This is a genomic window from Synechococcus sp. WC101 (assembly GCF_047461555.1).
GTDB lineage: Bacteria > Cyanobacteriota > Cyanobacteriia > Thermostichales > Thermostichaceae > Thermostichus.
Genome location: NZ_JANSHG010000003.1, coordinates 1 through 12,205, shown reverse-complemented (window position 1 = coordinate 12,205; position 12,205 = coordinate 1). Strand labels below are relative to the sequence as shown.

Sequence of the window (12,205 nt, the reverse complement as noted above, 5' to 3'; positions counted from 1 at the left end):
TCTCAGCGCCTTCGTCCGGCCGTTTCACAGCTTAGCGCTTCGGGAAAATCCGCCATCTCTTCAATGGGTGCCGCATCCGTGGTTCGGCGAGGTAGCTTGCGCAGCGAATACCGCCGCGCTTGAAACACCTGGATCAAGTATTCACAGGCTGCTTCGGGCCGCGTGTGGCGACCACAGGTGAACACATCCACCGCTGCATAGCCCGCTTCGGGCCAAGTGTGAATGGAGATATGGGATTCTCCCAAAAGGGCCAGAGCCGTGATCCCCTGTGGCTCAAACGGATGGCAAAGCTCGCCCAAGAGGGTGGAGTTGGAGCGTCTTGCTGCCTCCCGCAAGGCCTGTTGCACCAGGGAAACATCATCCAGAAGTTTGGCCGGGCAGTCGTAAAGCTCTAGGATGCAGTGGATCCCGATCAGAGCCAGAGACCTATCCCCTAATTGGCCAGATAGTGTGTGCAGCATACTATCCCCTAATTGGCCAGATAGACTACCGAAGCCGTGCGAACAAAAAGCACAGCTTTACCATCTTCTCATAGATGCAGCGGGATTACACCCCGCAACGGCTTTTTTCTTAACTGAGAATTAACCTTGACGTTGTCCGCAGCCCTGCCGGCTTGCTCCCACGCAGGGGGAGAGCGGCGATTCTTTCACAACTTGCAGTAGCTGCTGGCAGGCAACCCCCACTTGCTGTGCCACACCATCCTTTGCTGCTCTGCCCGATTTGCCTATCCAGTTGGCCAAGCCCGATATCTGCCCACCCCGCTGGCGGCATCTCGAACGTGGTGCAAGGGGAATTGCTCAGCAGTTCGGCTTCCTACCCAACGACCGGCTGACAGCGCCAAGGAGCGGGGATCCCTGGAAGAGTCCCCCTCTCAAAGCTCCCAGAGCGGTTAGTCTAGACTGTGGACAGTGACGTTCCTCTCAATCCGAGCAGAGGCTGTCGATGGACACCGCCGAGGCCCTCCAAGTTCTCAACCTGCCGCCGGATGCCAGCGAACGGGAGATCCGGAGGAAGTGGTTTCGAGAATATCAAACCCTCAGTGCCGCCCTCTTGGAGCTGGAGGACGAACGGCAAAGGCCCTTGCTGGAGGCGCAACTGGCACGGCTCAACGAGGCGCGGGATGTGTTGCTCGGCGGCGGATCCCAGGCTGAGAAGGAGTTGGCTTGGGCTAGCCCGGAAGACTTGCCTTCCCAGGTCATCGTGCTGCTTTACCAAGCCAATGGCCAAGAGGGGATCTGCACACGCCAGATCGGGGGGCAGGACATTGTCATTGCGTTTGAGAGCGCCTTTGGGGCGAAAAAATATGCCCAAAGGCTGGCCCAGCAGGGGCTGCCCAAGCCGCTGGCCGAGCGCTTTGATACTCAGGAGATCGTCGATTTTTGTCGCGAAGGGGGCTATGGGTTGATGGTGGTTCCAGCCAGCGAGGTGCTGGAGCCGCTGGAGGAGAGTACGGAAGCCGCGCGGAATTGGCAGGGCAAATCCTAACGGCCTGGACTTCAACCCAGATTGCGTTGCGAGGGTCTTCGATGATCACTGCCGAACCAATCTCTCTAGAGGAGTTTCGCCAGATCATGAATGCGGATCTGGAGGCTTGCTGTGAAGCATTTGGCCTGAGGGAAGGGTACCTGCGTCTGCAACAACAACAACTGCGCTTCTGGGTTATGCTGGCCCTCTGCCTGTTGGTGGTTGCCCTGGTGATCTTTTTGGGGATGCGGGATCCCGGCTATTGGCTACTGTATACAGTGGCCGTCGTGTTGCTGGCGGTGGTTTTGCTGGGGCTCCTCTGGGCCAGCTTGGAGCTGCAGCAGAGCCTGCGCCGCATTCGCCAGCGCTGGCAGGAGGCCCACCTCCTAAATAGCCCTCCCAAGATCATGGAGTTTGCCAGCGATCTCGCCCGCAAGGTAAAAGAGTACAACCGCTGGGTGCAAGAGCTCCAACAATCGCTGGAGGGGGGCCAGTATTGGCGAGATTTTCGCCAACTGAGCGAGGCCGAGCAGCGGTATATCCAGTCGCTCTTTTTGCAGGTGCGGGCCCAGTTGATCACGGCTTTGCAGATGTGCAGAGCCTTGATCGAAGACCCACGGGTTCCCGTAGAGCAGTACTTTAACCAGATGGTTGCCCGGGATCAGCAACTGCTGGAGCAATTTATCGCCAAAAACTTGACTGCCAACCGCTACGCAGCCATAGCTCGCGAGCTATCTGCCCTGGAAGCAGATCTGCAAACCCAGCTCAGAGCCCTAGGATCCCGGTGATAGTCTGGTGTCGATGCTCGGCAGCTTGTTCATGAGAAGCAGAGGCACCGCAACGCTGTACATCCTGCTGGGGCTGGGCCTGCTGGGGTGCGGGGATCCCAATGTGCCGCTGACCCAACCTCCCCCCGATGCTTTTCGGGTCAGCACCCCCCGTCCGCCGCGCTTGGATCTGTACCCCACCCCACCACCAACGCCCACCCCTACTCCCACACCGCCCCCCAGCCTGCTGGAGCTCACGGCCCGTTGGCTGGGGATCCCGTGGCCGCCGCAACGGCGCGAGATCAGCCCGGTGCGGTTGAGCGCCCGTTTCCTTGAGATCCCACTGCCGCCCAAGCCTCGCCCCTCACCCCAACCTTCCCCTAGCCCGGAAAGAGAGGAGAGAAAGGAGCAAGGTCGCGAGACCTAGTCCACACCGCTGGCCTCGGGGCATCTAGGCGCCCACCGTCACCGGCTCCGTCTCTCGCACGCGCAGCTTTTCGCAAGGGATGATATCCGTCAGGATGGAGCTGGCCATCATGCCCGTGTGGATCTCCAGTTTGGCTCCCAGCACTGCCTCAAACAGCAGCCGTTGCCCTGGGAAGACCACCCGCTCAAAGTACCAGTTCTCGATATTTGTGATGCGAACCACCTGAACGGAGCTGGTCGCGTTGATGTAGCTACAGGTTATTCGCTCTACTCGTTTTTTGTCGGGGATCGCATCAAGTGTTTGCATAATTAGATCACCAGCCCACTCTGCTCAGCCTATTATCTACCCTAACACCGCCTGGGGATCGCTGCAGTAGCCTTTGATACGGCGATCCCAACCAGCAAAAATGAATCCTGGAAAAGTAATTTCTGTATTTTATCTTACCGTTTTGATTTTTCAGAATGGCCCTTCAAATCAGGAGGGATTTGGATTGAAATTTCTCCCTGCGGCGAGGCAATTTCTCACAGAGAATCTCCGCAGAGCAGTAGTTAAGATTACATTTTGAGTCCCCTTGGGAGTTTGGGGATCACGGCTCGTGGAGGCTCGCTCCGGTCGTCGGCTTCGGCGAGGACTGGCGGGGATCCCAGTTCAGGCCCTCCACCCGCAGCTCCAGCGCCCCCGACTGACGCACCGGATTGTATTGCAAGCTAAATCCATAGGTGCGGCGGTCGTAACCCAGGCGATAGGTGGTATCCACCTGCTGGCCGGATTGGAGATCCAGTGTGGTTTCGGCCCCCACCCGCAGCGGGCCGTACAGTTGCTGTAAAAAGCCCAGAACAAGCTGCTCCCGCGTGGTGATGCGGTCGAACAAAAACGGCGAGGCCCCCGCCAAAAAGCCATTGGAGTAGGTCACCCTCAGGTTGGTGTAGTCGAAGGTATCGGCCACGAAAGCCCCGATTACCGCGTCGAGGCCAATGCTGCCGGCAGTATAGCTTTGGGCACGGCCATTGGAGTAGAACGACTGGCTGCTGCTGAGGCCGGTGTTGAGCCAGATTCCCTGTTCGATGGGCAAAGCGGAAAAGCGGGGTGGGGGATCTGCTGCCGTCTTGGGGGGCCGCCAAATGGGAAAGGAGCGGCTCACGGTTGCCCCCAGTTGCAGTCGGGTGAGCTGGATGCGGTCGGTGGTCTTGGCCAGGGCTAGATCGGGATCGGTGTCGATATTGCCAAGTTGTCCCAGGGCGTCGAGGTAGTCGGCGGCTATGCGGTAGCTGAAATCCAAGCCGGTGTTGCCAAGGCGAAGGGTGGGCGAGCTGTAGCTGGCGCCAAAGCGATTCTCCACAATCTGGAAACCCAGGCGCCCGCTGAAAAAACGCTCCCGATAGGCATAGGTGTAGGTGACTTGGCCGCCGTCGCCGGTGGTAACGCGGTGTTCGACCTGCGCCCGCAAGCGCCGAGCAAATTCCTCGAAGACGATCCCGCGCAGCTCGGCAAACAGCGAGGTTTGGGCATTGGCTTCCGGTTGCCGCCAACGAAAATCCGTCCGCAGCCCAACCCCATCGCGGATCCCTTGGAGGCTCCCCCAGAGGCGCTGCGGATACAGTTGGGGGGAGAGCACCAAGCTGAGGTTGGGATCCTGCAGCAGCTCGATGTTGGCTTGCAGGATCAGGCCGCGCCGCAGTTCTTCCCGGTCGAAGTCATCGTAAAAAAGGCTGACCGGAGGCTGACGGTTGAAGGAGTCAAGACGCAGCCGAATGGGCAGGGGCAAAAAAAAGACCTGGTCGAAAACCAGTTGCCCCGCCTCGGCCATCAGCAGGCTGGAACCATCCGGCTGCAGGGCGGAGGTCACTCGCGGGCTGCGGATCTCCAGCTCTGGCGGATCTAGCGGGTCGTTGGTCAACTGCACTTGCTCTCCTTCCCAGTTGTTGGCAGCGAAGCGGATGCGAACGGCGCGAAAGCGCACCAGCCGCTGCGGCGAGAGGGCCGCTGCCGGGGATCCGGCGGCCTGCAACTGGCCGATATCCACCTGCCCGAAGGCCTCTTCCAAAACTCCCTGCTCCCGCTCAAAGTCGTATTCCAGGCGGGATCCCTGGATGCGCTGCCGATGCAGCTCCACCGAGACATTGCCCTCGGCCACGGCTCGCCGCTGTTGCAGCTCGATGCGCAGGCGGTCTGCCCGCAGCACAGAGCGGCCCAGCCGCATCTCCACATTTCCTTCCGCCTGGAAAACCTGCGCCCGTTGGTCGAAGGTTTGGCGGTCGGAGCGCAGCCGTAACGTGCGATCCGCAAGGGTATCGGGGGCACTCGTATCCCCAGGCTGAGCGGCTGCCACCTGGTCTTTCTGGGCTGAGGCAGGAGCAGCCGTTGCCAGGCCAAACACCCCCAAGCAAAGCCAGAGCCACCAAAACCCTTTCATACTCCCCCAAACCTGCGCAAAACTTCAGCCCAAGCCCCCGGGCTGGCTCAGCCCGTTGTCGGCGGGGGCGGGTTGAGGGCGCGGTTGAGCTTGCCGCTGCGGTAGCCCTCCAAATCGAGACTGACGTAGAGGTAGCCGAAGGATTGCAGAGCCCTGACCAGCGCTTCCAGATCGGTTTTTTGCACAAACTCTCGGATCTGGTGAGGGGGCAGTTCGATGCGAGCAGTATCTTTCTCGGAGCGCACCCGCACCTGGTGCCAGCCCAAGCTGCGCAAATAGCGCTCTGCCGCCCCCACTCGGCGCAGCTTCTCGGCAGTGATGGCCTCGCCATAGGGAAAGCGGGAGCTGAGGCAGGGCTGAGCCGGCTTATCCCACCAGGGCAGGCCCAGATGGCGAGACAGTTGCCGCACCTCCAGCTTGCTCATCCCCACCTCCGCCAGGGGGGAACGCACGCCCCGCTCTCGAGCTGCCTGCACTCCCGGCCGGTAGTCGGCCAGATCGTCGGCGTTGAGGCCATCCACCACGTAGTCGTATCCTTGGGCTTGCGCCAGCCGGCACAGCAGGTCATGCAAGTGGCTTTTGCAGAAGTAGCAGCGGTTAGCGGGGTTGGCGGCGTAGCGGGGATCCTGCAGCTCCTGGGTCTCGACGATCTGGTGGCGGATGCCCATGGATTGGGCTTGCCAGATGGCCTCCTCCAGATCTTCGGGCAAAAGGGCAGGGGAGGCGGCAGTGACGGCCAGGGCCCCCTCCCCCAACTGATCCCAGGCCAGCTTGGCCACCAGGCTGCTATCCACCCCGCCTGAGTAGGCCACCAAGACCCGCCCCATCTTGGCCAAGATCTGGGCAAGCTGCTCAAACTTTTGCTGCAGCACGGGATCCCACTCCGTCGCCAGAGCTGGGGCGGGGGAAGGGATGTTCCTGTCTTGGTTGGTGTCCATGGGTCCAGGACATGCCGAAGAGGGAGTCGCTTGGGGGGATCCCCTCTTTACTTCTCCTATTCTTCCGCAGAGCTTCTCGACTTTCCAACGCTTTTCTCCCAAAGAAGGTGCCGGATCCCTCCTAGAGCCCCTAACCCTTAGACCAGCAAGTCGTCGAGGCGGTAGGCTGGATTGCAGTTGGGGTTGTTGCCGTCCTTAACCGTTTTCTTCCCTTGACACGCCATGGCTCTGCAGCTCGAACCCGCCGGCCCGTCGGAAGTGTCCGTCTATCAGCCCTATTACGCGGTTGCCCGCCGGCAGTACCTGCCCCTGGCCGTGGGCCTTTACAAAAAAGGCAGCCTGGAAGGACAGAGGGCCATCGAGGGAGACAAGCCCGTGCGTTTCCTGGCCAGTTGGCACACGTCGCTGTTGCCCGCAGATCTGACCGTGGTGCAGGTGGTCTTCGATCAGGATGCCGAGCTCACTTACCAGCTCTCCATCGCCAACTACGAGTTTGTGGACTACCTCATCGACGTGGTAGCGCTGGTGCAGCGGGGGCAGCCGCCGGATTTCACCACCGCCTTTTACAAAAAGTTGATGCGGTATGAAGACTGAAGCAGATTCTCCGGTCGCCATCACCCTCTACGACACCACGCTGCGGGATGGGGCGCAGCGGGAGGGGCTGTCGCTGTCGGTGCCAGATAAGGTGCAGATTGCCAAGCTGCTGGATCGGCTGGGGATCCCCTTTATTGAGGGGGGCTGGCCGGGGGCCAATCCCAAAGATGGACAATTTTTCTGGCAACTGCGGGAAGAGCCGCTGGAGCAGGCGGAGCTGGTGGCCTTTTGCTCCACCCGCAAGCCGGGGCGGCGGGCAGCCGATGACCCCCTGCTGCAGGCCATCTTGGCGGCGGGAACCCGCTACGTGACGGTTTTTGGCAAGTCTTGGGATCTGCATGTTACGGAGGGGCTGGGCACCACGCTGCAGGAAAACCTGGCCATGATCCGCGACACCATCACCTACCTGCGCTCCCAAGGGCGGCGGGTGATCTACGATGCCGAGCACTGGTTCGACGCCTACCGCCACAACCCCGACTACGCCCTGCAAACCCTCGTGGCGGCTGCCGAGGCAGGGGCGGAGTGGCTGGTTCTCTGCGATACCAACGGCGGATCCCTGCCCCACGAGATCGCCGCCATCACGGCAGCCGTCTTGGCCGAATCCCATCACCTGGGGCATTTGCCCTTGGGGATCCACACCCACAACGACTCTGGCACTGCTGTGGCCAATGCCCTGGCGGCAGTACAGTCGGGGGCGCGCATGGTGCAGGGCACCATCAACGGCTACGGGGAGCGCTGTGGCAATGCCGACCTGTGCAGCGTTATCCCCAACTTGCAACTGAAGCTGGGCTACCGCTGTCTGCCGGAGGGGAAGCTGCAACACCTGACAGAGATCTCCCGCGCCATCAGCGAGGTGGTCAACCTGGCCCCAGATGACCACGCGCCGTTTGTGGGCCGGTCGGCCTTTGCCCACAAGGGCGGGATCCACGTCAGCGCCGTCCAAAAAAACCCCCTCACCTACGAGCACATCGCCCCGGAGCAGGTGGGCAACTGCCGGCGCATCGTCGTCTCGGAACAGGCGGGGCTGAGCAATATCCTCAGCAAGGTGGCCGAGTTCGGGATCCGGCTGGACAAGTCGGATCCCCAGGCCCGCTTGATCCTAGAGCGGCTGAAGACCTTGGAGCTGCAGGGCTACCAGTTTGAGGCCGCTGAGGCCAGCTTTGAGCTCTTGGTGCGGGAGCTGTTGGGGCAGCGCTCGCATCCGTTTGAGGTGCTCAGCTTCCATGTCAGCGCCACCACCCGCTCCGACTGGAGCAGCAAAGACTGGGATCCCAGCGGCGAGGCAACGGAGGTGCAGTCCTTGGCGGCGGTGAAGATTGCGGTGCGGGGGCAGACGCGGGTGACGGCAGCGGAAGGCAATGGGCCGGTGGCGGCTTTGGATGGGGCGCTGCGCAAAGCCTTGCTGGAGTTTTACCCGCAACTGGAGGCCATTCACCTGGCCGACTACAAGGTGCGCATCTTGGACGGGCGGGCCGGCACCTCGGCCAAGACGCGGGTGTTGGTGGAGTTTAGCGACGGCCACCGCCGTTGGACCACGGTGGGAGTTTCCACCAACATCATCGAAGCCTCCTGCCGGGCCTTGGTGGAAGGCTTTGAGTATAGTCTCTTAACAGAACCTTGCCTTTCCCCACCCTCTGCCCAAAGGGCCTCGCCTTGAAGGGGATCTCCCCTCTCCCTCTGGGAGAGGGGCTGGGGGTGAGGGCCGGCGCGGAGCGCTTGGGCCTGTCTCCAACTCATTTGAAATCACCCAGCTCCCATGAGAATCATCGGCCTGACGGGCGGCATAGCCACAGGCAAATCCACGGTGGCCCGCATCTTGGAACGGCACGGGATCCCGGTGGCCGATGCAGATCAGATGGCGCGGCAAGCCCTAGCGGTGGGATCCCCCATCCGCGAGCGGGTGCTGCAGCGCTACGGCCGGGCCATCCAGGATCCCTCTGGAGCGCTGGATCGCCGCCAGTTGGGGCGGATTGTCTTTGCCGATGCCGCCGAGCGGGCCTGGCTGGAAGCCCAGATCCATCCTTTTGTCAAAGCGCGGCTGCGGGAGTTTCTCGAGGCCCACGGGGCATCTGCGCCGCCTGAGGAAGCGACTGAGGCTCGACCCAGTTGCCAATGTCCTCACGGGGAAGGCCATCCCACCGTTTGCCTGATGATCCCGCTCCTGTTTGAGGCCCACATGGAAAACTGGGCCAGCGAGATCTGGGTGGTGACCTGTACCCCGGAGCAGCAGCGGCAGCGGCTGGCGCAGCGGGATCTGCTGACGGCGGCAGAAATCGAGGCGCGCCTGGCCAGCCAGTGGCCCCTAGAAGAAAAGGCCCGTCGCGCCCATGTAGTGCTGGACAATTCCGGATCCCTGGCGCAGCTGGAAGCCCAGGTTAGGCAAGCCCTGGGGGCTCACCCCAGAGAAGGAGGGGCCATTTGCCCCACCCCGCCGAGCCGGATAGAGTGACGGGGGAGGGATCCCTTTCTTTGCAGCTATGTCTGGATGGATCGAGAAAGAGGCGATGCAGGAAGCACTTTGTGGCAGCGGGAGAGAGTCTTTGTGGACCTCAGCGCTGGCGGCGCGGGAGCGGGAGATCCAGCTTTTGCGGGAGCGCAACCGCCTGCTGCAGAGCCAGATCGACCTGTTGGAGCTGCGCCAAGAAAAGCAACAGCGGCAAATTCGCAGCTACGAGGCCGAGATCGAGCAGCTCTACCAAGAAAAGCAGGTGTTGGAGCAGATGCTCCAGGAGCTGCCGGAGCTCTACCGGCGCAAACTTCAGGCCCGCCTGCAGCCCATCCGCGAGCGCATCGCCGCCATGCAGGCAGAAAATCGCCGGCTCAAGAGGGAACTGTACCAGCTCAGCTACCGGCTGCAGCACGTGGATCAACTGGATGCCCCCGGCTGGAAGGTGCAATTGCCGCAGATCCCTCCGCTGCGCCGCCGGGATCCCAAAGCTCTGCCCGCCCAGGGAGCGACATCTCCTCCCAGGCCCAGTATCGCTCTTGAGGGACAAAGGGAGAAGCCAGAATAGGGGAGCCCCCCTGGGATGCCTCAGCATTGCCCAGCAAGAGCGGTTTCGGCGGGGGCGCGCTTGCAAGGCGACTGGAGAGCTCGAAAAAATGGCCGTTGCTGGCAAGTACGAACCCCTTCATTTGAAATACCGCCCGCAGCGCTTTGCCGAGGTGGTGGGCCAAGGGGCAGTCGTGCAGACTTTGGCCAATGCCATCCGGCTGGGGCGGGTGGCGCCGGCCTACTTGTTCTGTGGGCCGCGGGGCACCGGAAAAACCTCCAGCGCCCGCATCTTGGCCAAGTCTTTAAATTGCGAGCAGGGGCCAACGCCGGATCCCTGTCAGGTATGCAGCCAGTGCCGCGCCATCACCGCCGGCTCTTCTTTGGACGTGATTGAGATCGACGCGGCCAGCAACACCGGCGTGGACAACATCCGCGAGCTGATCGAGCGGGCCCAATTTGCGCCGGTAAATAGCCGCTACAAGGTCTATGTCATCGACGAGTGCCACATGCTCAGCAATGCCGCCTTCAACGCGTTGCTGAAGACGCTGGAAGAGCCGCCTCCTCGCGTGGTGTTTGTGCTGGCCACCACCGACCCACAGCGAGTTCTGCCCACCATCGTTTCCCGCTGTCAGCGGTTTGACTTCCGCCGCATCCCCCTCGACGACATGGTGGCCCACCTGGGCCAGATCGCCGCCCAGGAAGGGATCCCCATTGCACCAGAAGCCTTGCACCTGGTGGCCCAACTGGCCCAGGGCGGGCTGCGGGACGCCGAGCGCCTGTTGGATCAGCTCAGCTTGCTGGAGGGATCCATCACCCCAGAAGCCGTATGGGACTTGGTGGGCGGGATCCCGGAGCGGCAGCTTTTGGATTTGACCGATGCGTTGCTGGCTCAGGATGTGCAGGCGGTGCTGGCCCAGACGCGACAATTGCTGGAGCGGGGCAGAGAGCCCCTGGTGGTGCTGCAGAGCCTGGTGGTTTTTTACCGGGATCTGCTGCTGGCCAAGACGGCCCCCCAACAGCGGCAGTTGGCGGCCGTAACGGATCCCACCTGGGCAGCTCTGCAGCAGCGGGCTCCTCGCTACTCGGTGGAGATGCTGCTGGCGGCCCAGAGCCACCTGCGCCAGTGCGAGCCGCAAATTCGCCAGAGCGGGCAACCCCAGCTTTGGTTGGAGATCGCCCTGCTGGATCTGCTGGGCCAGCTTCGCCAGAGTACCGTCCCGCTGCCGTCAATAGAGGCCAAAGGCGGAGAGCCGCTCCCAGCCGTCGGCCCGCCAACGGTCGGAAAGACCCCTAGCCCCACCGTCCCAGCCAGCGAGGAGCTGACAGCTCCTACGACAACCCTTCCAGAGACCCCAGCCCCTTCCCCTGCTGCAACAGGGGGATCCCTCCCGCCGTCGCAAACGGCAAAGCCAAGTCGGGAGAAGCCGGCCAGCCCGGAAAAAGCGAAAGATCCGCATCCCCTCAAGCTGCTGCGGCCCCGGTGGGAGGAGTTTCTTGAAAACCTTCGCCCCATCACCAGAGGCCTATTGGCATCCGGCTATTTGCAGCAGGAGTCTCTCGTTGGCTCTGACGGGACGGAGACCTTAGAGATTACCCTTGCTTTTCCCAATAAGGGCTTAGTGGACAAGGTGCGCAGCAAAGAAGCCGAGCTCTGCTCTGCGCTCCACAACCTGCTGCAGCGCCCGGTGCGGCTAAATTTGGTGGTGCAGCAGGGACCTTCGTCCCGCCATCGTGAGGGGAGTGCTGGCGAAACCTCAGGTCGCGAAAAGGCTCCACCCCTCGCCCCTGCAAAGTTGCAGAGCCGAACCCCCAGGGGCGACAACCTCCCCAAAGACTTATCGCCATCTCCCAAGGCGGGATCCCAAAGCTACGGTAGAGTCGGGCAACCTCCTCCTGCTGAGCCAGAGACCCCTGGCGAGAACTCCATCCCGCCAGCGCAAGCGGCAAAGCCTCCCTCCTACCACCTTGCCCACGAGCTGGCGGAGGTGGCCCGCCGCTTTGCCGACCATTTCAACGGCAGCCTGATAGATTTGCAAGGGATCCTGGCCTCGCCCGAGGAGGCGACGGCAGAACTGTCCGCTCTCGAGAGCCTGGAAGCAGAGGGATCCCCGGATCTGGGTGAAGCCTACGGCCCGCCGGCAACCCAGTCCCCCCTAGCCCCCGCAGAGGAGGAGCTACCTTTCTAGGCGTTACTTTGGGATTGTCTTGACCCTTGGGCCCCATGATCTGATCCGCTTCTCGGCGCAGGCGCCGGACTGGGCGCTGGTTCTGCCCCTGCCACTTTGGCTGGCCCATCAAGGAACGCCTCTAGCGCTGGGATCCTTAAGGGCCAGCCCAGCTAGAGAGAGCGACCGCCTCCACCCGTTCCGTCAATTGAGGAGATATCTCCTGGATCCCTGCGTCGGGGCAAACCTTATTCTGATCCTGGGCATCCCTGGGGGCGGATGAGTTCGATCGGCAGGCCATCGGGATCGGCGATGAACGCCACCTCATAGACTTGGCCGCCAATTTGCTGGCACTGCGGCGGCAACAGCAAGGTAAGGGGCACCTGTGCCTCCAGATGCTGTAGATAGTCGGCCAGGGATCCCCATTCAGGGCCGATCTCCA

Annotated in this window: 12 protein-coding genes and 1 pseudogene; 8 read left to right on the top strand and 5 right to left on the bottom strand. The window is 62.1% G+C overall.

Annotated features, from left to right (window positions below):
- Window positions 1–2: 2 nt before the first annotated feature.
- Window positions 3–461: an adenosylmethionine decarboxylase gene (gene speD / locus NW809_RS00380; RefSeq protein ID WP_099812417.1), complete on the bottom strand. Its 459-nt coding sequence runs from the start codon at window positions 459–461 to the stop codon at window positions 3–5.
- A 481-nt stretch (window positions 462–942) separates the two neighbouring features.
- Between speD and NW809_RS00375 the strand changes: the two genes are divergently transcribed.
- The 3 genes from NW809_RS00375 to NW809_RS00365 are packed head-to-tail and all read left to right on the top strand — an operon-like array spanning window position 943 to window position 2,658.
- The gene (locus NW809_RS00375) at window positions 943–1,485 is read left to right on the top strand and encodes a DUF3110 domain-containing protein (RefSeq protein ID WP_011429476.1); all 543 of its coding nucleotides are present in this window, start codon (window positions 943–945) and stop codon (window positions 1,483–1,485) included.
- A gap of 41 nt (window positions 1,486–1,526) precedes the next feature.
- Window positions 1,527–2,252 carry a hypothetical protein gene (locus NW809_RS00370; RefSeq protein WP_414401303.1) on the top strand — a complete coding sequence of 242 codons (726 nt, stop codon included), beginning with the start codon at window positions 1,527–1,529 and terminating at the stop codon, window positions 2,250–2,252.
- Between the two features lie 31 nt (window positions 2,253–2,283).
- Window positions 2,284–2,658, top strand: coding sequence for a hypothetical protein (locus tag NW809_RS00365; RefSeq protein ID WP_011429474.1), 375 nt, complete (start codon window positions 2,284–2,286; stop codon window positions 2,656–2,658).
- A 24-nt stretch (window positions 2,659–2,682) separates the two neighbouring features.
- Here the strand turns inward: NW809_RS00365 and NW809_RS00360 are convergent, their stop codons facing one another.
- The 3 genes from NW809_RS00360 to larE form a co-directional block, all read right to left on the bottom strand.
- Window positions 2,683–2,964: a DUF1830 domain-containing protein gene (locus tag NW809_RS00360; protein WP_011429473.1), complete on the bottom strand. Its 282-nt coding sequence runs from the start codon at window positions 2,962–2,964 to the stop codon at window positions 2,683–2,685.
- 280 nt (window positions 2,965–3,244) lie between these two features.
- Window positions 3,245–5,071: a DUF3769 domain-containing protein gene (locus NW809_RS00355; protein ID WP_414401302.1), complete on the bottom strand. Its 1,827-nt coding sequence runs from the start codon at window positions 5,069–5,071 to the stop codon at window positions 3,245–3,247.
- 47 nt (window positions 5,072–5,118) lie between these two features.
- Window positions 5,119–5,943: an ATP-dependent sacrificial sulfur transferase LarE gene (gene larE, locus NW809_RS00350; protein WP_414401309.1), complete on the bottom strand. Its 825-nt coding sequence runs from the start codon at window positions 5,941–5,943 to the stop codon at window positions 5,119–5,121.
- A gap of 288 nt (window positions 5,944–6,231) precedes the next feature.
- Between larE and ebsA the strand changes: the two genes are divergently transcribed.
- The 5 genes from ebsA to NW809_RS00325 all read left to right on the top strand — a co-directional run bounded on the left by ebsA (window position 6,232) and on the right by NW809_RS00325 (window position 11,784).
- Complete coding sequence (gene ebsA / locus NW809_RS00345) at window positions 6,232–6,603, top strand: type IV pilus biogenesis protein EbsA (protein WP_414401301.1); 372 nt, start codon at window positions 6,232–6,234, stop codon at window positions 6,601–6,603.
- A complete protein-coding gene (gene cimA / locus NW809_RS00340; RefSeq protein ID WP_414401300.1) occupies window positions 6,593–8,260 on the top strand; it encodes a citramalate synthase in 1,668 nt (555 codons plus the stop codon). Before ebsA ends, cimA begins: the two co-directional genes overlap by 11 nt.
- Window positions 8,261–8,359: 99 nt before the next feature.
- Complete coding sequence (gene coaE / locus NW809_RS00335; RefSeq protein WP_011429468.1) at window positions 8,360–9,052, top strand: dephospho-CoA kinase; 693 nt, start codon at window positions 8,360–8,362, stop codon at window positions 9,050–9,052.
- 91 nt (window positions 9,053–9,143) lie between these two features.
- Window positions 9,144–9,617, top strand: a complete 474-nt coding sequence (locus tag NW809_RS00330) for a hypothetical protein (protein ID WP_187147164.1) — start codon at window positions 9,144–9,146, stop codon at window positions 9,615–9,617.
- Between the two features lie 88 nt (window positions 9,618–9,705).
- Window positions 9,706–11,784: a DNA polymerase III subunit gamma/tau gene (locus tag NW809_RS00325; RefSeq protein ID WP_414401299.1), complete on the top strand. Its 2,079-nt coding sequence runs from the start codon at window positions 9,706–9,708 to the stop codon at window positions 11,782–11,784.
- A 227-nt stretch (window positions 11,785–12,011) separates the two neighbouring features.
- Here the strand turns inward: NW809_RS00325 and NW809_RS00320 are convergent.
- Window positions 12,012–12,205, bottom strand: a pseudogene (locus NW809_RS00320) (VOC family protein); the annotation flags it as partial.

What these genes read in the sequence shown, in the direction of transcription:
- speD (WP_099812417.1), bottom strand. Translation starts at nt 461, where the DNA reads ATGCTGCACACACTATCTGGCCAATTAGGGGATAGGTCTCTGGCTCTG.
- NW809_RS00375 (WP_011429476.1), top strand. Translation starts at nt 943, where the DNA reads ATGGACACCGCCGAGGCCCTCCAAGTTCTCAACCTGCCGCCGGATGCC.
- NW809_RS00370 (WP_414401303.1), top strand. Translation starts at nt 1,527, where the DNA reads ATGATCACTGCCGAACCAATCTCTCTAGAGGAGTTTCGCCAGATCATG.
- NW809_RS00365 (WP_011429474.1), top strand. Translation starts at nt 2,284, where the DNA reads ATGAGAAGCAGAGGCACCGCAACGCTGTACATCCTGCTGGGGCTGGGC.
- NW809_RS00360 (WP_011429473.1), bottom strand. Translation starts at nt 2,964, where the DNA reads ATGCAAACACTTGATGCGATCCCCGACAAAAAACGAGTAGAGCGAATA.
- NW809_RS00355 (WP_414401302.1), bottom strand. Translation starts at nt 5,071, where the DNA reads ATGAAAGGGTTTTGGTGGCTCTGGCTTTGCTTGGGGGTGTTTGGCCTG.
- ebsA (WP_414401301.1), top strand. Translation starts at nt 6,232, where the DNA reads ATGGCTCTGCAGCTCGAACCCGCCGGCCCGTCGGAAGTGTCCGTCTAT.
- cimA (WP_414401300.1), top strand. Translation starts at nt 6,593, where the DNA reads ATGAAGACTGAAGCAGATTCTCCGGTCGCCATCACCCTCTACGACACC.
- coaE (WP_011429468.1), top strand. Translation starts at nt 8,360, where the DNA reads ATGAGAATCATCGGCCTGACGGGCGGCATAGCCACAGGCAAATCCACG.
- NW809_RS00325 (WP_414401299.1), top strand. Translation starts at nt 9,706, where the DNA reads ATGGCCGTTGCTGGCAAGTACGAACCCCTTCATTTGAAATACCGCCCG.